Origin of the sequence: Streptomyces sp. NPDC051987, assembly GCF_040680735.1 — a bacterium.
Taxonomy (GTDB): Bacteria; Actinomycetota; Actinomycetes; order Streptomycetales; family Streptomycetaceae; genus Streptomyces.
In genome coordinates this window covers 110,170-131,430 of record NZ_JBFAXI010000004.1, presented here as the reverse complement: position 1 = coordinate 131,430, position 21,261 = coordinate 110,170, and the positions used below count along the sequence as shown (strand labels likewise).

At 72.0% G+C, this 21,261-nt stretch carries 20 protein-coding genes; 7 read left to right on the top strand and 13 right to left on the bottom strand.

All coding sequences use genetic code 11. The annotated features are described in order from the left end of the window. Positions 1 to 58 precede the first annotated feature (58 nt). Positions 59 to 412, bottom strand: a complete 354-nt coding sequence (locus AB0M11_RS03595) for a hypothetical protein (RefSeq protein ID WP_365700879.1) — start codon at positions 410 to 412, stop codon at positions 59 to 61. Positions 413 to 864: 452 nt separating this feature from the next. Between AB0M11_RS03595 and AB0M11_RS03590 the strand changes: the two genes are divergently transcribed. After that, positions 865 to 1,923 (top strand): NlpC/P60 family protein, encoded by a 1,059-nt coding sequence (locus tag AB0M11_RS03590; RefSeq protein ID WP_365701000.1) that lies wholly within the window; start codon positions 865 to 867, stop codon positions 1,921 to 1,923. 196 nt (positions 1,924 to 2,119) lie between these two features. Here AB0M11_RS03590 and AB0M11_RS03585 read toward each other — a convergent pair whose 3' ends face one another. Beyond that, the gene (locus tag AB0M11_RS03585; protein WP_365700877.1) at positions 2,120 to 2,368 is read right to left on the bottom strand and encodes a DUF397 domain-containing protein; all 249 of its coding nucleotides are present in this window, start codon (positions 2,366 to 2,368) and stop codon (positions 2,120 to 2,122) included. Then, complete coding sequence (locus tag AB0M11_RS03580; protein WP_365700875.1) at positions 2,365 to 3,183, bottom strand: helix-turn-helix transcriptional regulator; 819 nt, start codon at positions 3,181 to 3,183, stop codon at positions 2,365 to 2,367. The genes AB0M11_RS03585 and AB0M11_RS03580 overlap by 4 nt, the downstream gene beginning before the upstream one ends. Before the next feature lie 132 nt (positions 3,184 to 3,315). Here AB0M11_RS03580 and AB0M11_RS03575 point away from each other — a divergent pair, with 132 nt between their 5' ends. Next, positions 3,316 to 3,789, top strand: a complete 474-nt coding sequence (locus tag AB0M11_RS03575; RefSeq protein WP_365700873.1) for an ATP-binding protein — start codon at positions 3,316 to 3,318, stop codon at positions 3,787 to 3,789. A gap of 176 nt (positions 3,790 to 3,965) precedes the next feature. Here AB0M11_RS03575 and AB0M11_RS03570 read toward each other — a convergent pair whose 3' ends face one another. Both AB0M11_RS03570 and AB0M11_RS03565 read right to left on the bottom strand, forming a co-directional pair. Further along, the gene (locus tag AB0M11_RS03570; RefSeq protein WP_365700871.1) at positions 3,966 to 4,679 is read right to left on the bottom strand and encodes a response regulator transcription factor; all 714 of its coding nucleotides are present in this window, start codon (positions 4,677 to 4,679) and stop codon (positions 3,966 to 3,968) included. Further along, complete coding sequence (locus AB0M11_RS03565; RefSeq protein WP_365700869.1) at positions 4,676 to 5,968, bottom strand: PspC domain-containing protein; 1,293 nt, start codon at positions 5,966 to 5,968, stop codon at positions 4,676 to 4,678. The genes AB0M11_RS03570 and AB0M11_RS03565 overlap by 4 nt, the downstream gene beginning before the upstream one ends. Positions 5,969 to 6,166: 198 nt before the next feature. Between AB0M11_RS03565 and AB0M11_RS03560 the strand changes: the two genes are divergently transcribed. Together AB0M11_RS03560 and AB0M11_RS03555 are read left to right on the top strand one after the other, a co-directional pair. Next, positions 6,167 to 7,600, top strand: coding sequence for a PspC domain-containing protein (locus AB0M11_RS03560; RefSeq protein ID WP_365700867.1), 1,434 nt, complete (start codon positions 6,167 to 6,169; stop codon positions 7,598 to 7,600). Next, a complete protein-coding gene (locus AB0M11_RS03555) occupies positions 7,587 to 7,796 on the top strand; it encodes a hypothetical protein (protein WP_365700865.1) in 210 nt (69 codons plus the stop codon). The genes AB0M11_RS03560 and AB0M11_RS03555 overlap by 14 nt, the downstream gene beginning before the upstream one ends. A gap of 21 nt (positions 7,797 to 7,817) precedes the next feature. On the opposite strand, the gene AB0M11_RS03550 is transcribed toward AB0M11_RS03555, so the two are convergent. After that, the gene (locus tag AB0M11_RS03550) at positions 7,818 to 8,357 is read right to left on the bottom strand and encodes a DoxX family protein (RefSeq protein WP_365700863.1); all 540 of its coding nucleotides are present in this window, start codon (positions 8,355 to 8,357) and stop codon (positions 7,818 to 7,820) included. A gap of 175 nt (positions 8,358 to 8,532) precedes the next feature. Beyond that, entirely contained in the window at positions 8,533 to 9,810 is a 1,278-nt protein-coding gene (locus AB0M11_RS03545; protein WP_365700859.1) for a hypothetical protein, read from the bottom strand. Positions 9,811 to 9,998: 188 nt separating this feature from the next. Between AB0M11_RS03545 and AB0M11_RS03540 the strand changes: the two genes are divergently transcribed. Continuing rightward, positions 9,999 to 10,886: a DUF4429 domain-containing protein gene (locus tag AB0M11_RS03540; RefSeq protein WP_365700856.1), complete on the top strand. Its 888-nt coding sequence runs from the start codon at positions 9,999 to 10,001 to the stop codon at positions 10,884 to 10,886. A gap of 8 nt (positions 10,887 to 10,894) precedes the next feature. Here the strand turns inward: AB0M11_RS03540 and AB0M11_RS03535 are convergent, their stop codons facing one another. Continuing rightward, a complete protein-coding gene (locus AB0M11_RS03535; protein ID WP_365700854.1) occupies positions 10,895 to 11,689 on the bottom strand; it encodes a class II aldolase/adducin family protein in 795 nt (264 codons plus the stop codon). A 222-nt stretch (positions 11,690 to 11,911) separates the two neighbouring features. Then, a complete protein-coding gene (guaA, locus tag AB0M11_RS03530; protein ID WP_365700852.1) occupies positions 11,912 to 13,477 on the bottom strand; it encodes a glutamine-hydrolyzing GMP synthase in 1,566 nt (521 codons plus the stop codon). Between the two features lie 411 nt (positions 13,478 to 13,888). Between guaA and AB0M11_RS03525 the strand changes: the two genes are divergently transcribed. Further along, the gene (locus AB0M11_RS03525; RefSeq protein ID WP_365700850.1) at positions 13,889 to 14,170 is read left to right on the top strand and encodes a chorismate mutase; all 282 of its coding nucleotides are present in this window, start codon (positions 13,889 to 13,891) and stop codon (positions 14,168 to 14,170) included. A 638-nt stretch (positions 14,171 to 14,808) separates the two neighbouring features. Here the strand turns inward: AB0M11_RS03525 and AB0M11_RS03520 are convergent. Next, positions 14,809 to 15,960, bottom strand: a complete 1,152-nt coding sequence (locus tag AB0M11_RS03520; RefSeq protein WP_365700848.1) for a hypothetical protein — start codon at positions 15,958 to 15,960, stop codon at positions 14,809 to 14,811. Positions 15,961 to 16,166: 206 nt separating this feature from the next. On the opposite strand from AB0M11_RS03520, the gene AB0M11_RS03515 reads away from it, so the two are divergent. Beyond that, positions 16,167 to 16,364, top strand: a complete 198-nt coding sequence (locus AB0M11_RS03515; RefSeq protein ID WP_365700846.1) for a hypothetical protein — start codon at positions 16,167 to 16,169, stop codon at positions 16,362 to 16,364. A gap of 133 nt (positions 16,365 to 16,497) precedes the next feature. Here the strand turns inward: AB0M11_RS03515 and AB0M11_RS03510 are convergent, their stop codons facing one another. The 3 genes from AB0M11_RS03510 to AB0M11_RS03500 all read right to left on the bottom strand — a co-directional run bounded on the left by AB0M11_RS03510 (position 16,498) and on the right by AB0M11_RS03500 (position 21,170). Continuing rightward, a complete protein-coding gene (locus tag AB0M11_RS03510; protein WP_365700844.1) occupies positions 16,498 to 18,276 on the bottom strand; it encodes a GMC family oxidoreductase in 1,779 nt (592 codons plus the stop codon). A gap of 73 nt (positions 18,277 to 18,349) precedes the next feature. Next, positions 18,350 to 19,975, bottom strand: coding sequence for a succinic semialdehyde dehydrogenase (locus tag AB0M11_RS03505; RefSeq protein ID WP_365700842.1), 1,626 nt, complete (start codon positions 19,973 to 19,975; stop codon positions 18,350 to 18,352). Between the two features lie 136 nt (positions 19,976 to 20,111). Further along, on the bottom strand, positions 20,112 to 21,170 hold the full coding sequence (locus AB0M11_RS03500; RefSeq protein ID WP_365700840.1) for a serine/threonine-protein kinase: 1,059 nt from the start codon (positions 21,168 to 21,170) through the stop codon (positions 20,112 to 20,114). Between the last annotated feature and the right edge of the window lie 91 nt (positions 21,171 to 21,261).

The window sequence follows — 21,261 nt, the reverse complement described above, 5'->3', positions numbered from 1 at the left end:
ACGACGTCCGTGGTGAAGCTCACGGCGCGCCGGCCGCGGGGCTCGTCCGCCGTACGGATCAGGTCCACAGGACGGCGATGAAGATGTTCACCATGGTGAGCAGGCCCACCAGGCCGAAGGCCCCCTTCTCCACCTTCTCGTCGTCGCGTTTCACGTAGACGAGTCCGAGGATCACGATCAACAGGGCGAGCTTCACGCCGATCTTGACGGTGTTGACGTGGTGGTCGTCGGCCTCGTTGAGGCCGACCAGGATCACGCCGGTGGCGAGCATGGTGAACGCGCCGTGCAGCATGCCGGGGACGAACCGGGCCGTGCCCTGGCCCATCGCCTTCATCTGGGTGAGGAAGCCGCCGAGGAGCGCGGCGATGCCGATGATGTGCAGGCCGACGAAGAGATGGATGAGTACGTCCATGGCCCCGGAGCCTAATCAGGGCCGTCCGGGGCACCGGTCACCGGCCCCTCCCTCCGCGTCCGCCACACCGCATATATGCACCCCATAGCACTCTGTGACCCCTGCCTCCCCCGGAACCACCGCTTCGGTCATCCACCCCGAGAAGCCGACGGTTCCGGACCGGAATCCCGCTCACGTACCGGTCGGTATCGATCCGGTCACGCCAATTCCGTGCATCGCGTTACCGAGCCGACACATCCGGGCCTAGCGTCCTCCCCCAGGTGACCGACTCCCCACCGCCGCCCGGGCCAGGGGCGGCAGTCGGGCACCACCGCCGAGAAGGTCCGGCGGCGGTCCGCTCCCCTGCGCGGGCCGCCGCCGGACGCGCACTCCGCACTCCCCCGGCCGTGACGACGCTCCCCGGCGCCCGCACGGAGGGGACGGCGGTCGTACGAAAGGACGGGACAGTCCAGGTGGCAGCGCACCGCAAGCCCCGACAGCGCTCGCTCAGCGGCAACACGGTCCGTGCGGCCGCCACCCTCGCCCTGGCGGGCGCGGCCACCGCGACGGCGTTCGACGGGACCGGAAACGCCGAGCCGCAGCTGACACCGGCGCAGGTGAAGGCCAAGGTGGACCAGCTGTACCAGGAGGCCGAGGCCGCCACCCAGAAGTACGACGGGGCGAAGGACAGGGCCGACACGGCCGAGCGGCGGCTGAGGTCGCTGCAGGACGAGACCGCCCGTGCCCAGGAGAAACTCAACTCCGCCCGGGACGCGCTCGGTTCGACAGCGGCCGCCCAGTACCGCGACGGCGGCATCGATCCGTCCTGGCAGCTGGCGCTGTCCAGCGACCCCGACCAGTACCTGGACGACGCGGCGTTCGCCGAACGGATCGGCGACCGGCAGGCCGGTGCGGTGGCGCGGGTGCGCGGGCAGCTGCGGGAGATCGAGCAGCTGCGCGGCGCCGCGCACGTGGAGCTGACGTCGCTGCGGTCCCGGCAGGCCGAGCTGAAGCGGCAGAAGAGCGCCATCAACGCCAAGCTCGGCGAGGCCCGGCGGCTGCTGGACCGGCTGTCGCCGGGGCAGCGGGCCGCGGTCGCGGCGGACGAGGGCACCGGACGCGCCTCACGCTCCGCGTCCGACGCCCGCGCCCCGCTGACCGCCGGCAGCGTCACCGCCACCGACTCCCGCGCCACGGCAGCCGTCGCCTACGCCTACTCCAAGCTCGGCAGCCCCTACGTCTGGGGCGCGACCGGCCCGGACGCCTTCGACTGCTCGGGCCTGGCCCAGGCCGCCTACCGCTCCGCAGGAATCTCCATCCCCCGCACCACCTACGCCCAGATCAACGCCGGCCGCCGCGTCTCCCGCTCCGAACTCCAACCGGGCGACCTGGTGTTCTTCTACTCGGGCATCAGCCACGTCGGCATCTACATCGGCAACGGCGAGATGATCCACGCACCCAACCCGTCGGCGCCGGTACGGATCGCCCCGGTCGACGAGATGCCGTTCGCGGGGGCGACGCGGGTCGTGTGAGCGGTCACGGACCTGGCCGTGACCGCTGTGACGCGCCGCCGTCGATGTCTCCGAGCCGCAGTCGCAACAGGGCCCAGTAACGGCGGCCCGCAGCCGCTTCAGCAGGAGCAGATCGCCGTACGCCCGCTCGTCACCGCCCGGTTCCGCCTTGCTGATCTCACAAACGGATCTCGACCCTTGAGCCTTGGAACTCGACTCAAGCGGCGGTACGGGCGTAGGCGAGGAAGGCGGCCCAGGAGACCCCAGCGATGGCGAATCGGGGGCTTCGGGGACCGAGCTTCGAGTCCCGGACGTGGACGGTGTGAGGGCAGGCGGCGACTTCGACACAGGAGGCGTCCTCGAAGTCGCTGTGGGTGGACTTGCGCCAGGTGAGGGCTATTTCGAGGCAGTTGCCGCCCTGACTGTCGCTGTAACTGGACTTGTACCAGGTCAGGCGCTCACTCACGGTTCCTCCGCCACCTTTCTGATGAACGTGGCCGACTCCTCCACGCTTAGGCAGTGCGTGCGGATCATTGCATGAGCTTGAGTCAAAGCACTCACCTTGCCGGGGCTTGCATACAGGACGCTGACCTCGGGTGCCTCCACGTATCCATATTGCTCATGGTCCGGTGTCTCCAACAGGACGATGCTGCCGTTGAGAGCGACGCCGCTGCAGCGCCCGTAGGGCAAGATCTGGACTGACACATTGCGGAGTGCACCTACATCCAAGAGGTGCCGGTACTGCGCCCCCATCACGTCTGAACCACCGACACCGGTACGAAGAGCCGCCTCGTAGATGACGAACCCGTACATCACGCCCGTCTTGCGCCGCACTGCGTCGGCGCGGCGGAGCCTGGCTGCCACACGCTCCTCAACCGTCTCATCGTCAAGGGGCGGCGAGCTGCCGCCGATCAGCGCTCGCGCGTACTCCTCCGTCTGCAACAGTCCGGGAATTAGCAGCGGCTCGTAGCAGGAGAAGCTGATGACCTCTGCCTCAATGGCCATGAACTCCTGAGACCGCGCAGGAAACGGCTCGGGCTTCAGGTACTCCTGAGCCGCGACGAGCTTCCCACCCGCCCCGCACACCTGGTCGGCGACCTGCAACAGCCGCAGCGTCGGCCGCCGCCGGCCGTTCTCCATCGACTTGACGTACTCATAGTCGTACCCGGCCTCCTTGGCCAGCGCCTCCCGGCCGATGCCTGCATCGGTACGCCACATCTTGATCTGGCTGCCGCAGTACCGCCAGGCGATCGGCGGCTGGGAGTTCACCTCGGTCGACACGCACACCTCCGCCGGGTCCACGCCGGGTACAACCACCCGCTGTACCCGCGCCGTTACTCGCGAGGCTACGCGCCAACGGGGACCGTGATCAGGCCGAACGCCGGAATGTCAGCCGCAAGGGATGAACAGCGCATGCAGTCCCCACACCCCCCACTGCCCGTGACGACCGCCCTCAAGGACATCGAGTGGCGCCTGCCGCGCCACGCTCGAAGCGTGGGCAGAGCACGCGAGTTGTTCCGCGAGCAGGCAACGTCCTGGGGCTTGCCGCAGGAGGTGACCGACACAGCGGAGCTCCTCCTGAGCGAGTTGATGACAAACGCCTACCGCCACGCGAAGGTCCCGGCCGGCCGCGAGATCTGGGCCCGTTGCGTGGTCACGGACGACCGGGTCCGCGTAACGGTGACCGATGCGAGCGGCATCCTCCCGACGCCCGGCACGGCGCCGCTGGACGCCGAGTCTGGCCGAGGGCTGGCGCTGGTGGCGGCGTTCGCGGATGACTGGGGTGCGGAGAGGAGGAGATGCGGGATCGGGAAGGAGATGTGGTTCGAGCTGGCGCTCGCAACAGGGGACTGCGCTTCTGGGCGAAGGCCCGACCCTGCCGATTGAAGATCACCGCGCCCACCGCCCACCGCCCACAGCTCGCCGTCGGCGCGGACGGGCATCTCGACGCCGCTGCTGACGATATCCGCGTGCTGATCCGCCGCCATGGCCCCCCTGTAGGGGCATGTGTGTCCAAGCACCGTCCCAGCGCAGGTGCGATCCTTGGCGCGCCTACCGGATGGTCACACCAGCCGACGCGCCGTGGCCCAGCGGGTCAGCTCGTGCCGGTTCGACAGCTGCAGCTTCCGCAGCACCGCCGACACATGGGACTCGACCGTCTTGACGGAGATGAACAGCTGCTTGGCGATCTCCTTGTAGGCGTAGCCGCGGGCGATCAGCCGCAGCACCTCGCGCTCGCGCTGGGTGAGGCGGTCCAGGTCCTCGTCGACCGGCGGGGCGTCGGTGGAGGCGAACGCGTCCAGCACGAACCCGGCGAGCCGCGGGGAGAAGACGGCGTCGCCCTCCTGGACCCGGAAGATCGAGTCGACCAGGTCGGTGCCGGTGATCGTCTTGGTGACGTAGCCGCGGGCGCCGCCGCGGATCACGCCGATCACGTCCTCGGCCGCGTCCGACACGGACAGGGCGAGGAAGCGCACCGGCTGCTCGGCGTCCGCCATCAACGGAGCGCACCGGCGCAGCACTTCGACCCCGCCGCCGCCCGGCAGGTGCACGTCCAGGAGAACCACCTCGGGCCGGGTCGCGGTGATCACCGAGACCGCCTGGTCGACGTCGGCGGCCTCGCCGATCACCTCGACGCCGGTCTGTTCGGTCCGCCCGATCTCGGCCTGGACGCCGGTCCGGAACATCCGGTGGTCGTCGACGAGGACCACGCGCACCCGACGCCCGGCCTTCTCCGCGCCTTCCGCCGGGCCGTTCGCCTCGGTCGCGTCGCTCATGACGTCTTCTCCGCCCTCTCCATCTCCAGCTCGACCTCCGTGCCGCCGCCCGGCACGGACCGCAGCCGTGCGGTGCCGCCGTGGCGCTCCATACGGCCGATGACCGATTCTCTGACACCCATGCGGTCGGCGGGTATCGAGTCGAGGTCGAAACCGGGACCGCGGTCACGGACGGACACGAAGACCGTCCTGCCCTCGACTTCGGCGTAGACCTGGACGGCGCCGCCCTCGCCACCGTACTTGGCCGCGTTGACCATCGCCTCGCGCGCGGCCTGCATCTGCGCGCCCGTCCGCTCGTCGAGCGGGCAGTCCCCGACCACCACCACCTCGATGGGGACGCCGTGCTTGTCCTCCACCTCCGCCGCATTGCGCCGGACGGCGTCGGCGAGGGTGGTGGGCTCGTCGGCCTCGTCCTTGCCGGTGCCCTCGGGTTTGTAGAGCCAGGTGCGCAGGTCGCGCTCCTGTGCGCGGGCGAGGCGGCGCACCTCGCCCGCGTTCTCCGCATTGCGCTGGATCAGGGTGAGCGTGTGCAGCACGGAGTCGTGGACATGGGCGGCGACCTCGGCGCGCTCCTGCGCGCGGATGCGCATCAGGCGCTCCTCGGAGAGGTCCTGGGTCATGCGCACGAGGTAAGGACCGGCGAGCAGCGTGATGCCGACGAGCACGGCGAGGGCCGCCTGCAGCACCGCGCCGATGTGCGCGGCGGAGCCCTGCATGACGAAGACACCCGAGACGCCCGCGGTGACCAGCAGGACACCGACGCCCGCGCGCAGCAGTGTGAGCGTGCGGCGCCGGCTGCCCACCTCGACCCAGCGGGCGCGGCGGGCGTTGTCCGCCTGGCGCCAGACGAGGGCGACACCGGCGGCGACGAGGACCGCGGGCAGGAGATAGGCCTTGGCGCCGCCGGTCAGGTTGACGCTGCCCACGAACACCATGGACACGACGACCATGAGGAGCAGAGCGACGATCTGGCCCCGGTCCGGTTTGCGGGCGACGAGTCTGCGGCGGCCGTCCGCCAGGGTCTCGGTGGCGACCAGGGACGGCGGCTTCTGGCCGCCGACCCCGCCGACGCCGAGGGGTACGAAGAACCAGAACGCGGCGTACAGCAGCGCGCCGAGACCGTTGGCCATGAACAGGCCGACGAAGACGAGCCGCACCCAGACCACGGGCAGCCCGAGATGCCCGGCGAGGCCCCGCGCCACTCCGCCGAGCCAGCGGCCGTCGCTGCTGCGGTAGAGCTTGCGCGGCGGCCGCGGGTCGTCGAGGGGCACTGCTGCGGCTTCCGGCATGCCATCGATGGTCACACGCCCGGGGTTGCGGAGCATCAGGGTCGACCCCCGAGACTCCCCTGATCTTCGGGTTTGCGCCGACTCCGGGGCGCCGCGGCTCGTTCGAACGCCTCCCGGTGCGGTCTCGGGGCCGATTTCAGGGTTCGGCCAGGGTCATCCCGACTGCCGTCGGGGCGGCACGCCCGTCACCATTGACTCATGACTGATCACGAGCACGCCGCGACGGGTCCGGGACCCGGCCCCGGCCCGCGGCCCGCAGCGGGCGCCGGGCCGTCGGATGCCGCGCCCGCCGCGGCGGAGACGGCCGGGCCGGGGGCGGGCGCCGGCGGCACCGCCGCGGCGGCCGTCGACGCGTCCTCCCCCCGGTTCCGGCGCGATCGTCGGCACAAGATGATCGCGGGCGTGTGCGCGGGGCTCGGGCGCCACACCGACCTGGATCCGGTGATCTTCCGCATCACGCTGGCGGTGCTGGCCGCGACCGGCGGCATCGGCCTCATCTTCTACGGCTTCGCCTGGCTCTTCGTTCCGTACGAGGACGGCGAGGACAACGAGGAGAACGAGGTCCGCAAGCTGCTGACCGGCCGGGTCGACGGGCAGGCCCTGGCGGCCGTGCTGTTCGCGCTGGTCGGCTGCGGAGTACTGCTCACGATGATCAGGAACGGCCAGGTGCTGGCCTTCGCCGTGGTCCTCTCCCTGCTGCTGGCCGGCGCCGGGTACTGGTCGCGGCACCGCGGCGCTCCCGACACCGACCCGCTGTCCGCGCAGGCCGTCGCCGACGCCCCGCCGGAGGCCCAGGCGCCGCCGATCCCGATCTCCTACCCGTCGTGGTGGCGCGACCCGATCGTCAAGGACGGCACGCACGTCGGCGGCACCGGCTATCTCTGGGGCCCGGCCGAGGCCCGTGGCCGGGGCGTGCCGGGGCTCGACGTCCGGCTGAGCACCCCGTGGGTGCACGGCCAGGACGTCCGCGCCCGGCAGAGCCCGCCCCCGAAACCGCGCGGACCGCGCTGGATAGGCGGCTGGATCTTCCTGTTCGCCCTGCTGGCGGGCGGTCTGGCCACCGGACTGACGTGGGACACGCACCCACTGGGCGTCAGTCTGCAGGCCGGTCTGGCCTGCGCGCTGATCGTGTTCGGACTGGGCACGGCGCTCAGCTCGTTCGTCGGCCGCACCGGGGCGGGCTCGCTGTTCCTGGCGCTGGTCACGGCGGCCCTGCTGGCCGCCGCGACGGCCCTGCCGTCCGACATCAGCACCCACTGGACACGGGTGTCCTGGACCCCGGCCACGACGGCGGAGGTGTCGCCGAAGTACCACCTCGGGACGGGCGTGGCCACGCTGGATCTGACGCACATACGCCTCGCGAAGGAGCAGACGCTGGCGACGTCGGCCGAGGTGGGCGCGGGCCGGCTGGAGATCGCCGTTCCGGCGGACGTGACCGTGTCGATGAGCATCGACGTGGGGGTGGGCGACATCCAGTTGCCCGGTGACGACAAGAAGGACGTGGACGTGGAGCCGGGCAGGCACAAGAACGTGACGCTGCCGCCGACGAGCGGCGCGAAGAACGCGGGGACGCTCGACCTGGAGCTCCAGGTCGGCGCGGGACAGGTGGAGGTGACCCGTGCTGCGGCATGAGTTCCAGCCCGGACGCCTGGTGGTCGGCGTCTTCCTGACGGGGGCGGGCATCGCCTACGCCGGGGACGCGGTCGGCTGGTGGGACACCGAGTGGTTCGCGGCCGTCCCGGTACTGGTGGCCGGCCTCTTCCTGGCAGGGGTGACCGCGGCCCTGACCCGGGCGATACGCAGGCGCCGCGGCGCGCCGGAGAGCTAGAGCCCCGACAGGCCTGAAGGCCTAGAGGCCGAGCGAGGCCCGTGCGGAGCGGTCTCGGCGTCGGGCGCGGAGGACGGCGTCCAGGGAGAGATAGGGGGCGCCGGCGAGGACCAGGGGCAGCCAGGCCATCAGGTAGGCGAGGTCGTTGCCGTAGTAATACGGGGAGTTGGCCCAGCTCACGGTCAGCCAGAGGCTGAGCGAGATCAGCGCGCCGCCGAGCGCGGCCAGCCGGGCCAGCAGGCCGAAGAGGGTGCCGAGGCCCACGGCGAGCTCACCGATGGCGATCGCGGTGCCGAAACCCACGGGGTTCTTCAGCGCCAGGTCGACCAGGGCCGGGATCGCGGCGGAGTCACGGACCGCGCGCATGGTGTCGCCGATGGACCCGGACCCACCGGACTTCAGGAAGGCGCTGTCGGTCAGCTTGTCCAGGCCGGCGTAGATGAAGGTGACGCCCAGGAAGATCCGCAGCGGAAGGAGGGCGTACCGGGTGGCGGTGTCGCGCAGACCGCCGTCGCCGTCGAGATACCGGGTGTGCGTGTCCGAACGGGTGCTGTGAGTCATCGCCAGTAGCCACCTCTCGCCGCTGTGCCCAGGCCCCTCAACAGACCATACGTACGACAACCACGCCCGGCTCAACCCTCTCCCGGACGTTTTTCCGAATTTCGGCCGGACTCCGCCACCTGTGAGGGTGGAGAGAGGGAAGAGTGCGCAGGTCCGGACGGGCTCGGGCCGCCCTTCAGTCCGTCACCTCGACCACACAGCGGTTGGTGGCCACGCCGGCCGCCGTCACCACCTGGACCTCCACCGAGCCGGGCTCCACGTCGGCCGGGACGGGGACGGTGAGGACCTGGTCCGTGGGGTTGCTGAAGCCGCCGGTGACCGGGACCAGCGGGACGTGGACGTTGACGGCGCCGATGCGCACCACCATGCGGGAGAGACGGTCGGCGCTCTGGGCCCCGGGCGGGACAAAGCCGGTGCCGCGGATCTCGATGTCGTCGCCCGTGCGGATCGGTGCGTCCAGGTCACCGGCCTCGCGGGCGCGGACGACGGAGAGGATCACCGGGCGGCCCCCCTCGGCGTACTTGCCGGCCAGGTAGGTCGCGGCGGAGATCAGGACCACGGTCGCGAGCCCCCAGGGCAGGTCGGGGAGCTGGTCGGGGCGGCGGGCCAGCCGTACGGCGGCGAAGAGCAGGGCGACGGCGCCGATGACGACGTACTGGATGTCGGCGAAGGTACCGCGGCCGGCGTCGTCGGTGAGCAGGTCGGCGGCGCGGGGGCGGTGGGCGCGCACCTTCTGCAGCCGCTGGCCGACGATGCGCAGGCCGACCACCCGGCGCACCAGGACGGCGATGCCGCAGACCACGGCGAGCACGCTCACCACGCCGGCGCCGCGCGCGAGGTCGAGGCCGGAGAGGAGGGCGTCGCGCTCGGCGGGAGAGGAGGCGGCGGCCAGGCGGCCGGCCAGGACGAGGACGGCGTAGGCGACGAAGAGGACCCAGGAGGCGGCGACGGTGCGGGAGGTGGACATGCGGTTGTCCTCGCCGATGACGGGGGCGAGCACCCCACCGCGCGAGCGGTGGAACCAGGAGGCGGCGGTGAGGGCGAGGGCCATGATCAGGGCGGCGAGCAGGCCGGCGGTGCGGGCGCTGGTCCAGCCCGTGCCGATGGCGGTGAGGGACTGGATCAGGAGCATGGTGACGACGGCCGCCCAGACGGTGCACGCGGTGCGCAGCCAGAGCCGGGCGAGCCAGGCCTCGCCCTCGGCGCGGCCGCGTTCGGCGACCACGCCGGCGGACTGGGTGAGTTCCTCGGAGACCCACTGGCGGGAGGCGGAGGCCGAGTGGGCCACCGCCGCGGGCAGCCCCTGTCCGGCCGCGAACTCATCGCGTCTGAGCAGGAATTCGGCCACCGCCCGCCGGTGTCCCTCGCGTGCTCCGTGCGGGCAGTCCCCGCACGTGCAGCCGCCCCCGTGGACACCCGAACCGGCGCCCTGCCCCGCCTCCTGCACCGCCACGCCCGACGCCTGCCTTCCCCACGCCCGGGGCACGACCCGCAGGGCCCTCCCCGGGGCCGGACGGCATCGCGCAACTCCCTTGTGTCGAGAGCGAATTGTGCCCTACGCCACGGTGTCCGCGGTCAATGGGCCGGTCACGACGAGTGAAGATACGGCAGACATGTTGACCCGGCTGCGAGAATTTCCCCATGGCCGAGATCATCCAGCGGGACGGGACCTGGGCCTTCGACGGCAGCACCGTCCGGATCACGCCGGGGCGTCACCGCCGCGTGCCGCTGTTCCGGCAGACCTACGGGGAGATCGCCGTGCCCCTGGAGGCGGTGTCGGGGGTGGTGTACGAGCCGGAGCGCAGGCGGGGGCGGTTGAGGATGCGGCTGCGCGAGGGCGCGGACCCGTTGCTGCAGGCGACGGGGGGCCGGCTGCCGGAGGCGGCGGATCCGTACCGGCTGGCCGTGGACGAGGACCGCTCCGGGGTGGCCGAGTACGTCGCGGCGGAGATCCGGCAGTCGCTGCTGCTGGACCAGGTCCCGAGCGGGCCGACGACGACGTATCTGCTGCCGGGCCCGCCGGTTCCGGTGTCGGTGCGGTCCTCGGACGGCACGGTGTCGTTCGACGGGACGCAGGTGCGCGTCGACTGGGCCGACACCTCCGACCGGGTCAAGCGCGCCACCGGGCCCCGGATCATCGGTGTCGGCGATCTGGTGGGGGTGGAGTGGCTGCCCAACTCCGGCCACGAGGGCGGCTTCCTGCGGTTCGTGACCCACGAGACGGCGTTCTCGAAGCTGCCGGCCGAGCGCGACCCCTACGCCCTGGACCTGTGGGGCAGTGTCCGCCGCGACCTGCTGACGGCGCTGGTCGCGGCGGCGGTCACGGCCCGGCTGCCGCATCCGTCGACCCGGCCGGGCGCGGAACCCCCCGGCCGGGACCGGCCCCCGGTCACCGTGCCGCGTCAGTCCGGCGACCACCACGACGTCCTGCTGCGCAGACTGCGGGAGCTGGGCGAGCTGCACCGGGACGGGGTGCTCACGGACGAGGAGTTCGCGCTGACGAAGGCGGCCGTGCTGCGGAGTTTCTGAGCCTGCGGCTAGCCGAGCAGGTCCGGTTCGCTGCGGCTGATGTCGCGCCACAGGGGCTGGTAGTTGATCCAGGCCACCAGGTCGCCGCCGAGCTGTTCCCGGGTGGCGACGGCGAGCCTGTGGTCGATGAGCAGCGGGCGGCCGGCCGCCTTGGCGGTCAGCTGGACCTGCGCCGACTTCTCCATCGACAGGAACCACCAGGCCGCCGCGTCCACCGAGTCGCCGACGGTCAGCAGCCCGTGGTTGCGCAGCACCAGCGCCTTGCGGGAGCCGAGGGCGGCGGCGATCCGGCGGCCCTCCTCGGCGTCGACGGCGACGCCGGTGTAGGCGTCGTAGAGGGCGTGGTCCTCGTAGAAGGCGCAGCTCTCCTGGCTGATCGGGTCGAGCAGGTCACCGAGGGCGGACAGGGCGCGGCCGTACACGGAGTGGCAGTGGGCGACGGCGACGACGTCCGGGCGGGCCGCGTGCACCTGGGCGTGCACGGTGAAGGCTGCCTGGTTGATGTGGTAGCCGCCCTCGATCACCTGGCCGTCCTGGTTGGCGAGGACGAGGTCGCTCACGGTGACGTGCTTGAACGGTATGCCGAAGGGGTTGACCCAGAAGCAGTTCGAGTATTCGGGGTCGCGGGCGGTGATGTGCCCGGACACCCCGTCCTCCAGCCCGGCCCTGCCGAAGATCCGCAGCGCGCCGGCCAGCCGCTCCTTGCGATGCCGGCGCTCGTCGTCGAGCGAGTCGTACATCGGCGGCATCGCGAACTGCAGCTGATCGGTGGGCAGCGGCAGGGGCGGGGTCGGCCCGTGCATAGGTCCTCCAGCACTGGGTTTGTGTTACGGCCGGAAGTTACCGCCGGTCAGCACAGGAAAACAGAGCTGTTCTGTAAAGATGACGCGCGCGAGCACATCGCGACAGAAGATGTCGGGAATCGACAGCCGCGTGACTGGTACGGCACATGCCGAAGAGGTGGCGCCGGCCGGAGCCGTGCCACCTCTTCTTCAGCGCTCCGCGGGGACTGCTCCCAGCGGGGACTACTCCCACTCGATGGTGCCCGGCGGCTTCGAGGTGACGTCGAGGACGACCCGGTTGACGTCGCGGACCTCGTTGGTGATCCGGGTGGAGATCTTCGCGAGGACGTCGTAGGGCAGGCGCGACCAGTCGGCCGTCATGGCGTCCTCGGAGGAGACCGGGCGCAGCACGATCGGGTGGCCGTAGGTGCGGCCGTCGCCCTGGACGCCGACGCTGCGGACGTCCGCGAGCAGGACCACCGGGCACTGCCAGATGTCCCGGTCGAGGCCGGCCGCGGTCAGCTCCTCGCGGGCGATCGCGTCGGCCTCGCGGAGCAGGTCGAGCCGCTCCTTGGTGACCTCGCCGACGATCCGGATGCCGAGACCCGGTCCGGGGAAGGGCTGGCGCTGGACGATCTCCTCCGGCAGGCCGAGCTCCTGGCCGACCATCCGGACCTCGTCCTTGAAGAGCTTGCGGAGCGGCTCGACCAGCTTGAACTCGAGGTCCTCCGGCAGGCCGCCGACGTTGTGGTGCGACTTGATGTTCGCGGTGCCGGTGCCGCCGCCGGACTCCACCACGTCCGGGTAGAGGGTGCCCTGGACCAGGAACTCCACGGCCGGGCCGGCATCGGCGATGATCTCGGCCTGGGCCTGCTCGAAGACCCGGATGAACTCGCGGCCGATGATCTTCCGCTTCTGCTCCGGGTCGGAGACCCCGGCGAGGGCGTCGAGGAAGCGGTCCTGCGCGTCGACGACCTTCAGCTGGACGCCGGTGGCGGCGACGAAGTCCTTCTCCACCTGCTCGGTCTCGCCCTTGCGCATCAGGCCGTGGTCGACGTAGACGCAGGTCAGCTGGGAGCCGATGGCCTTCTGGACCAGGGCGGCGGCCACCGCGGAGTCGACGCCGCCGGACAGACCGCAGATGGCGCGCTTGTCGCCGACCAGCTCGCGGATGGCGGCGACCTGCTCGTCGATGACGTTGCCGGTGGTCCAGGTCGGCTTGAGGCCGGCGCCCCGGTACAGGAAGTGCTCCAGGACCTGCTGGCCGTGCGTGGAGTGCATGACCTCGGGGTGGTACTGGACGCCGTAGAGCTTCTTCTCGTCGTTCTCGAAAGCGGCGACCGGGACGACGTCCGTGGACGCGGTCACGGTGAAGCCCTCGGGGGCGGCGGAGCAGGCGTCGCCGTGCGACATCCACACGTGCTGCTCGGCGGGGGTGCCCTCGAAGAGGGTGGAGGCCGCCTTGGAGACGTGCAGGTCGGTGCGGCCGTACTCGCGGGCGCCGGTGTTGTCCACCGTGCCGCCGAGGGCCTGGGCCATCAGCTGGAAGCCGTAGCACATGCCGAAGACCGGGACGCCGGCCTCGAAGAGCTCGCGGTCCAGGCGGGGGGCGCCCTCCTCGTACACGGACGAGGGGCCGCCGGACAGGATGATCGCCGCCGGGTTCTTGGCGAGCATCTCGGCGACCGGCATGGTGCTGGGCACGATCTCGCTGTAGACCCGGGCCTCGCGGACGCGGCGGGCGATGAGCTGGGCGTACTGCGCGCCGAAGTCGACGACCAGGACGGTGTCGGGAGTGGCTGAGGACACGAGGTGCCTTCCGGCGGTGTGGGCGGGGTCTGTGCCACCGATTCTAACGGGGTGCGGTGGGACAGCTTCCGTCCCTGGACGCTCCGCCCCCCGGACCCCTGTCCCGTGCGGCCCGTACCCGCTGTCCCATGCGGTCCGTGCCCGCTGTCCCATGCGGTCCGTGCCCGCTGTCCCCGTGCGGCCCGTACCCGCCGGTACGGCGGTTGTGTGGCATACTCGCCCCCATGCTCACGCAGACGACCTTCCTGTTTACCTATGGCGACCGGCCCACCGGCTGCCATGGTCGTGCTGCTTGAGACACTGACAAGCGACTTCCCCAGGCGCCCCGGGCCGACAAGGTCCGGGGCGCCTGGTGTTTCTCCGGATCCTGTCGCTCCGGGGCACCGCAGCCCCTGAGACGAGGAACCCGACATGACCACACTCGATGTGACCGGCGCCCGTACACCCGAGGCCGCCGAGGTGATCGCCGGCGCGCGGGAGCGGATCGACGCGCTCGACGACCGGATCATCGGACTGATCCAGGAACGGATGGCCGTTTCCGCGGTCGTCCAGGAGGCCCGGATCGGCTCCGGCGGCCGCCGGGTGAACCTCTCCCGGGAGATGGAGATCCTCGGCCACTACAGCACGGCGCTCGGCAGGCCCGGCACCGCCCTCGCCATGACGCTCCTGGAGCTGTGCCGGGGTCGCATCTGAGTCGGGGGGACCTGAGTTCGGTACGGCTCTCACCCGTACGGCGCGTGACCGGTGGGCGGACCGCTTCGTTGGTGGGGTGTCCGTGTCAGCCAGGGGCGGGCCCGAAGTACCACGCGTGGCTCACCGGAGCGATGAGACGCACGGAACGTGCCGTGTGTCGTGGGACCTCGCTCCGGTCAAGTGACCGGACGGCAGGGGACAGCAGCCCGGTCACCCAAAAACGGCCGGCTCCGGGGACGCCCGGGGCCGACCGGCGGAAAATTGCAAAAATGCACAAGGCTGGGTCAAGCGGTTGCGGAGGCCGGGTCCATCCAGCACGATGCCTAGAAGGTCGGCCAAGGCCTTCACAGGTCCCAAGTCCCCGTGCAGGCAACGGTATTGCCGTGTGCCGACCGTCCACCAAAGGTCGAGACCTGCCGTACGCCCCGAGCGCGCCGGGGCGCCGACCCCGGGCACGGACGGTGGCACAGGGCACAGAGACCAGCGGCGCAACCCCCCGGCGCCGCTCCCAGGCACCGACGCTGCCCTGACGTCGGTGCTGACGAAAGAAGGGCCCCGCGGCTCCGTCCCGCGGGGCCCTTCGCCTGCCCGCACCTGGTCCACCGGGCACGGCTCACCGTCAGCTACAGAGCTCACCGTCAGATACGGCTCACCGTGCTGCAGGCCCCCTCCTTGCCGATGTCGCGGCTGCGGTCGTACGGGTCGACGGGCGGCCCGCTGGGAGTGGCGCTCCCGGTCGGGGTCCCGGTCCTGGCCTGGGACGGGAACTGCGGGTGCAGGTACCCGTCCTTGATGCCGCAGGAGGAGTTGCCGGCGTCCTCGTCGTAGCGCAGGAGGGTCAGCCGGCCGGGGGTGACCCGGTACCGCGCGGGGTCGGGGAGCTCGACGTCGATGACCCGGCGCACGATCGTGCGGGTGACCTCGGTGGAGCCGCCGGCGCGGACGACCGGGTAGACGAAGGTGTAGTCGGCGTGCACGGCCACGCCCTCGAACTTGCCCTTCGCGAAGGTGATCCGGCCGCGCACCTTGACGACCTTCCCGGCCGGCCGCACGTCCTTCGGGTCGAAGCGGCTGAAGAGGAACAGCGGGTCGTGGGTCTTGCTGGGGCTGCGCAGCGAGGTGGTGAGACCGTCGAGCACGCCGGGCTGCCTGGGGTCGAGCACCGAGAGAGCGACCACGGGGCGGCCGCCGGCCACCACGTCGGGGTTCAGGTTGGCGTCGACCAGCAGCTTCCTGGTCTGCTGGAGGGCCAGTGCGACCCGGTCCTTCGGTATCGCACCGAGCGCGGTGGCCTTCGGCAGCACGATGCCGGCCGCGCCGTCGGCCCAGCGCAGCGCCGGGGAGCCGGCGAACGGACGCGCCGGCGTGGGGGTGTCGGGGGCGACCGCGGAGGGCGGGGCGGTCGGCGTGGTGGTCTCGTCGGGCAGGAGCGTGGTGGCGGTGTCCGTGCCGCCGGAGGAGCCGAAGGGATCGCCCGGGATCAGGGAGGGCCGCATGGCCACGACGGCCGCGGCGATCGCCAGCGGAACACCGACGACCGCCCAGATCCTGCGGCGGCGGGCGGCCCGCCCGTTCATCTCCTGCCAGGCGGGCCCGGTCCGCCACCCCTGCGGCTCGCCCTTCTGGCCCTTGAGCCGTTCGGTCACCTGGCGGGCTCGGGCGGAGGGCTCCTTGGGGGCGGACGTGCGAATGTCCCGTTCGGTGTCGCGGAGGAACCGCTCCCACACCTCGTCGGACACGGAGGAGGACGGCTCGTCCCCCGACGACTCTTCGGACCGTCTGTCAGACATGACACTCTCTCGCTCGGCCGTTCGACGGGGCGAGAATAGCCTTGGAATCGGCTGTGTCCATGCCACCGAACACCCCCTCCGGTCAGGTGACTCACGTCACATAAGAATCCTGTGAATGCGGAGGCAACCATTCACAGGACTCACCGGTCACATCAGCAAAACCAGCGGTGACCTCCAGGCACCGCAGCTGATGCACGGGGGCCCCTATGCAGCTTCGCCGGATCATGGCCGCGACGGCCGTCGCGGCTGTCACGGCAGTCGTCGCACCGGTCGCCCTGCTGTCCGCGCCGGTCGCCGCGTTCGCCGCGTCGCCGTCCGCGTCCGCCTCCGCCTCCGCCTCCAGCGAGCCGTCCGGGTCGGCCGAGCCCAGCGAGGACCCGTCCGACCCGGACGTGGACGCCTGAGCCGCACGGAGCAAGGTCGCGCGGACCGTCGCAGGGCGGCGGCCGCGCACCGATCGAAGAGGGACCTGAGCTCGGAGGGGGGCACAGGTCCCTCTTCGGTGTCCGACGGCCTCCCCGGCCCGCCTCGTCCGGCCTACTTCTTCGGCGGCACGGCCGGGATCCCGAGGAGGGGCAGCCGCAGCGCTCCGAATGCCTCGGCCGGTACCACCGGCCGGTGCGGCTCGACGGGCTGGAGGCGCTGGTAGGGCTCGCCCTGCCGCGGCCGCGGGTCCGCCTCGCCCTTGTTGGGCCAGTACGCCATCGCGCGCTCGGCCTGCGCCGTGATGGTGAGGGACGGGTTCACCCCCAGGTTCGCGGAGACGGCGGCGCCGTCCACGACCGAGATGCCGGGGTGGCCGTACAGCCGGTGGTACGGGTCGATCACCCCGGTCTCGCGGGAGTCGCCGATGGGGCAGCCGCCGAGGAAGTGCGCGGTGAGCGGGGTGCCCATCAGCTCGCCGACGTTGCTGCCGGCGAAGCCGTTGATCTCGGCGGCGAGCACGGAGGCCGCCTCCGACGCCGCCTTGATCTGCTTGGGGTTGGGGGCGCCGTGGCCCTGCCGGGCGGTGAGCAGGCCCTTGCCGACGCCGTCCGGTTTCAGGTAGGTCGTCAGGGAGTTGTCCAGCGACTGCATCACCAGGCCGATGATGGTCCGCTCCGACCAGCGCCGGTTGGACAGCGACCGCAGCACCAGCAGGGGGTGGCGGGCCGCGTTCGCCAGCCAGCCGAGGAGCCGGGAGGAGCCCTCCGCGTACGGCACCTGGAGGATCGACAGCCCGCCCATCGCGTTCGAGCCCTTGCCGTAGCGCACCGGCTCGATGTGAGTGTTCTCGTCCGGGTGGATGGACGAAGTGATGGCCACGCCCCGCGTGAAGTCTGCCTTCGCCGTGCCGTGCGCCTTGCGGTAGCGCCGGTTGTCGGTCTGGGCGCCCACCAGCGCCTCGGAGTTGGTGCGGGTGAGGTCGCCCAGGCGGTCGGAGAGATACGGCAGCTGCCTGCCGGCCTTCATGCGGTGCAGCAGGGTCTGGGTGCCGTAGGTGCCGGCAGCGATGACGACCCGGCGGGCCTTGAAGGTCCGGCCCTTCGCCCTGCGGCGGTCGTCGGTGGGCAGGGTCGCGACCGCGTAGCCGCCCTGGGAGTCGTCGGTGACGGAGACGACCGTCGTCATCGGGTGCACCACCGCGCCCGCCCGCTCGGCGAGGTGGAGGTAGTTCTCGTTGAGCGTGTTCTTCGCGCCGTGCCGGCAGCCGGTCATGCACTCGCCGCACTCGGTGCAGGCGGTGCGGGCGGGGCCCGCGCCGCCGAAGTAGGGGTCGGCGACCCGCTCGCCGGGCGCCGCCTTCGCCGCGCCGTCGGCGTCCTTGCCGTCGCCGAAGAAGACGCCGACCGGGGCGAGGTGGAAGGTGTCGCCGACGCCCAGCTTCTCCGCCGCCGCCTTCAGGTGGACGTCGGACGGGGTCATCGTCGGGTTGAGGCGTACGCCGAGCATGCGCTGGGCCTGGTCGTAGTACGGCTTCAGCTCCTCCTGCCAGTCGGTGATGTCGCGCCACTGGGGGTCGTCGAAGAAGGCCTTCGGCGGGACGTAGAGGGTGTTGGCGTAGTTGAGCGAGCCGCCGCCGACGCCCGCGCCGGCCAGCACCATCACGTTGCCGAGGAGGTGGATGCGCTGGATGCCGTAGCAGCCGAGCTGCGGGGCCCAGAGGTAGTTCTTTATGTCCCAGGAGTTCTTGGGGAGGGTGTCGCGGGTGAAGCGGCGGCCCGCCTCCAGCACGCCGACCGTGTAGCCCTTCTCGGTGAGGCGCAGGGCGGTGACGGAGCCGCCGAAGCCGGAGCCGACGACGATGACGTCGTAGTCGTAGGTGTCCTGGGGCACGGGTGCTCCTCGTCGAGTTTCGCGTGCGGGTGGATCGTGGTTGCTCGCGCAGTTCCCCGCGCCCCTGCGTAGGTCAGCGCAGCCTCAGTGCCTTCATCACCCGGAGACTGGTGCTCATGAAGGCCGCGTACTTCTCGTCGTCCATGCCCAGTGCGGGGGCCATCGGCAGCAGGCGCTGTTGGGCGACCGTCTGGGCCTCCGTGTACTTGAGGATGCCCTCGGAGCCGTGGCGGCGGCCCAGGCCCGAGTCCTTCATGCCGCCCATGGGGGACTGCACGCTGCCGTACGCCGGGGCGTAACCCTCGTTGACGTTGACCGTGCCGGTGCGCAGGCGGGCGGCGACGGCGCGGCCGCGGCTGCCGTTCCTGGTCCAGACGGAGGAGTTGAGGCCGTACGGGGTGCCGTTGGCGTGTTCGACGGCTTCGTCGTCGGTCTTGAAGCGGTAGATCGAGACGACCGGGCCGAAGGTCTCCTCCGTGCAGACGGCCATCGCGTCCTCGACGCCGTCGAGGATGGTGGGCTCGTAGAAGTAGGGGCCGATGTCCGGGCGGGCGGTGCCGCCGGCGACGAGGGTGGCGCCCTTCTCGACGGCCTCCTCCACGTGCCGCCGGACGGTCTCCAGCTGCCGCTCGCCGACCAGGGACCCCATGTCGGCGCCGTAGGCGAGGGAGCGGCCGAGGCGCATGGCCCTGGTGCGGGCGGCGAAGCGCTCGACGAAGGCGTCGGCGATCGACTCGTGGACGTACAGCCGCTCGATGGAGATGCAGAGCTGGCCGGCCGAGGAGAAGCAGGCGCGGACCGCGCCGGCCGCAGCCTTCTCGATGTCGGCGTCGTCGAGGACCAGCATGGCGTTCTTGCCGCCGAGTTCGAGGGACACGCCGACCAGGCGGGCCGCCGCGCCCTGGGCGACCTCGCGGCCGGTGCGGGTGGAGCCGGTGAAGGAGACGTAGTCGGCGTGCCGGACGACCTCGGGGCCGACGACCGGGCCCTCGCCGAGGACGACCTGGAAGACGCCGGCGGGCAGCCCCGCCTCGATGAGGAGGTCGCGGGCCCACAGGGCGGTCAGGCAGGTCTCGGTGTCCGGCTTCATGACGACCGCGTTGCCCGCGGCGAAGGCGGGGAGCGCGTCGCCGACGGAGAGTTCGAGGGGGTAGTTCCAGGGGGCGATCTGGCCCACCACGCCCCGCGGGTGGCGCAGCTCGGTCACCCGGGTGAGGGTGGGCATGGCGCCCGCGTGCCGCTTGGGGCGCAGATAGGCGGGGGCCTTGCGGCCGTAGTGCCGGGCGGCGACCGCGACGGCCTGCACCTCTTCGTGGGCGTGCAGCCGGGCCTTGCCGGTCTCCAGCTGGATGAGGTCGAGGACCTCGGCCTGGCGGGCCAGCACCAGGTCGTGGAAGCGGAGCAGGACGGCGGCCCGCTGCCGTACCGGCACCTTGGCCCACACGGCCTGCGCGGCGCGGGCCGCGTCGAAGGCCCGCGCCACGTCCTGAGGGGTGGACTCGGGCAGGTCGGCCAGCTTCTCGCCGGTGAAGGGCGTGTGGTTGGCGGTGCGGCCGGATCCGACGACACCCTTGGTGAGCTGGGCGACCAGTTCGGGCGTGACCACGTCGGCGGCGGTTCGGGCCCCAGCGGGGGCGGGGGCGAGCGGGTTCGTGCCGGTGGGGGCCGGTGCGTGGGCCGGGGCCTGCGAGTCCGTCATGAGCCGCAGGGTATTCGGGAGCGGGGCCTTTGGGTACCCGTGGGTAACTCGGTTTCACCGACCGCACACACACCGCCAGTGATCACTGGCAGGGAATGCGCTGATCAGGGGGTTGGTCGCGGACGATCAGCGCCGGTCAGCCGCGTTCCGGTTTTTTGGCGAGGAGCAGGCCGAGGGCGGCGAGCGGGGTGAGGCGGCGGGGCTCGGGGGCCGCCGGGACGGGTTCGGCGGGGGCGGCGGGTTCGGCCGGGGCGGCGGGGGCGGTGACCGGGGGCGCGGTCACCCAGTCCGGAAGGCCGGCGCCGGCGGCCTCGGCCAGGACCTCGGCGACGGCCGCGACCGACGGCCGGGCCTCCGGTTCGGTGGCCGCCAGCTCTTCGAGCAACGGCGCGAGGGGTCCCGCCGGGGCCGCCATGGCCGTACGGAGCACGGCCCCCAGGGACCACAGGTCGGAGGCGGGACCGGCCCCGTGCCCCGCACCGCACTCCGGGGCCACGAAGTCACCGGCGCACGGCTCCTGCCGCGCCGCGCCGATGCCGAAGTCGGTGACGACGACGCGCCCGCCGCCGGCTTCCAGCAGCACGTTGGAGGGCTTGAGGTCCCGGTGGACGATGCCGACGCTGTGGGCGGCGTGCAGCGCGCCGAGGACGGCGAGCCCGACCCGGGCGGCCTCGGCGGGCGGCAGCGGGCCACGCGCGGCGAGGGCGGCCCGCAGGGACTCCCCCGCCACCCACTCCATGACCACCCAGGGGCGTTCGCCGTCCAGGAGTACGTCGTGGATGGCGACGGCGGCCGGATGGTCGACGCGGGCGGCGGCCCGCGCCTCGTGCAGCAGCCGGTGCGCGGCCCGTTGCCGCTCCTCGTCCGCCGGCTCTCCGGTCAGACGCAGTTCCTTGAGGGCGACGTACCGGAGGCCCTGACCGTCCCGCGATCCCCGGGCGTCCGCACGGTCCGCCGACACCCGGTCCGCGGCCGGGTCCTGCCCGGCACGAGCGTCCTGCCTCTCGCGGCCCTCCGGGCCCTCCCGGCCGTCACGGCCGTCCTGCTCGCCAGGGCCGTCCTGCCCGTCCCCGCCGTCCTGCTCATCCACGGCGCGCCATACCGTGCCGGCCGGCCCGGAGCCGATGCGCTCGGCCAGTCGATAGCGTCCACCGATCAGGCGTCCCTCGACCGGCTGTTCGCCGTCTTCGCTCATGCCACATGAGTACCTTGCGCACCATGCCGTTGTCGAAGCGACGCGGTCAGCGGGCCTCCGGCCGACGCGGGCACCCCCGTCCCCCGGGCGA

Bases quoted from the DNA above. Each gene is read 5' to 3' on its own strand.
- AB0M11_RS03595 (WP_365700879.1), bottom strand. From the start codon at position 412: ATGGACGTACTCATCCATCTCTTCGTCGGCCTGCACATCATCGGCATC.
- AB0M11_RS03505 (WP_365700842.1), bottom strand. From the start codon at position 19,975: ATGACGGACTCGCAGGCCCCGGCCCACGCACCGGCCCCCACCGGCACG.
- AB0M11_RS03565 (WP_365700869.1), bottom strand. From the start codon at position 5,968: ATGCCGGAAGCCGCAGCAGTGCCCCTCGACGACCCGCGGCCGCCGCGC.
- AB0M11_RS03535 (WP_365700854.1), bottom strand. From the start codon at position 11,689: ATGCACGGGCCGACCCCGCCCCTGCCGCTGCCCACCGATCAGCTGCAG.
- AB0M11_RS03520 (WP_365700848.1), bottom strand. From the start codon at position 15,960: ATGTCTGACAGACGGTCCGAAGAGTCGTCGGGGGACGAGCCGTCCTCC.
- AB0M11_RS03525 (WP_365700850.1), top strand. From the start codon at position 13,889: ATGACCACACTCGATGTGACCGGCGCCCGTACACCCGAGGCCGCCGAG.
- AB0M11_RS03515 (WP_365700846.1), top strand. From the start codon at position 16,167: ATGCAGCTTCGCCGGATCATGGCCGCGACGGCCGTCGCGGCTGTCACG.
- AB0M11_RS03575 (WP_365700873.1), top strand. From the start codon at position 3,316: ATGCAGTCCCCACACCCCCCACTGCCCGTGACGACCGCCCTCAAGGAC.
- AB0M11_RS03560 (WP_365700867.1), top strand. From the start codon at position 6,167: ATGACTGATCACGAGCACGCCGCGACGGGTCCGGGACCCGGCCCCGGC.
- AB0M11_RS03550 (WP_365700863.1), bottom strand. From the start codon at position 8,357: ATGACTCACAGCACCCGTTCGGACACGCACACCCGGTATCTCGACGGC.
- AB0M11_RS03570 (WP_365700871.1), bottom strand. From the start codon at position 4,679: ATGAGCGACGCGACCGAGGCGAACGGCCCGGCGGAAGGCGCGGAGAAG.
- AB0M11_RS03540 (WP_365700856.1), top strand. From the start codon at position 9,999: ATGGCCGAGATCATCCAGCGGGACGGGACCTGGGCCTTCGACGGCAGC.
- AB0M11_RS03500 (WP_365700840.1), bottom strand. From the start codon at position 21,170: ATGAGCGAAGACGGCGAACAGCCGGTCGAGGGACGCCTGATCGGTGGA.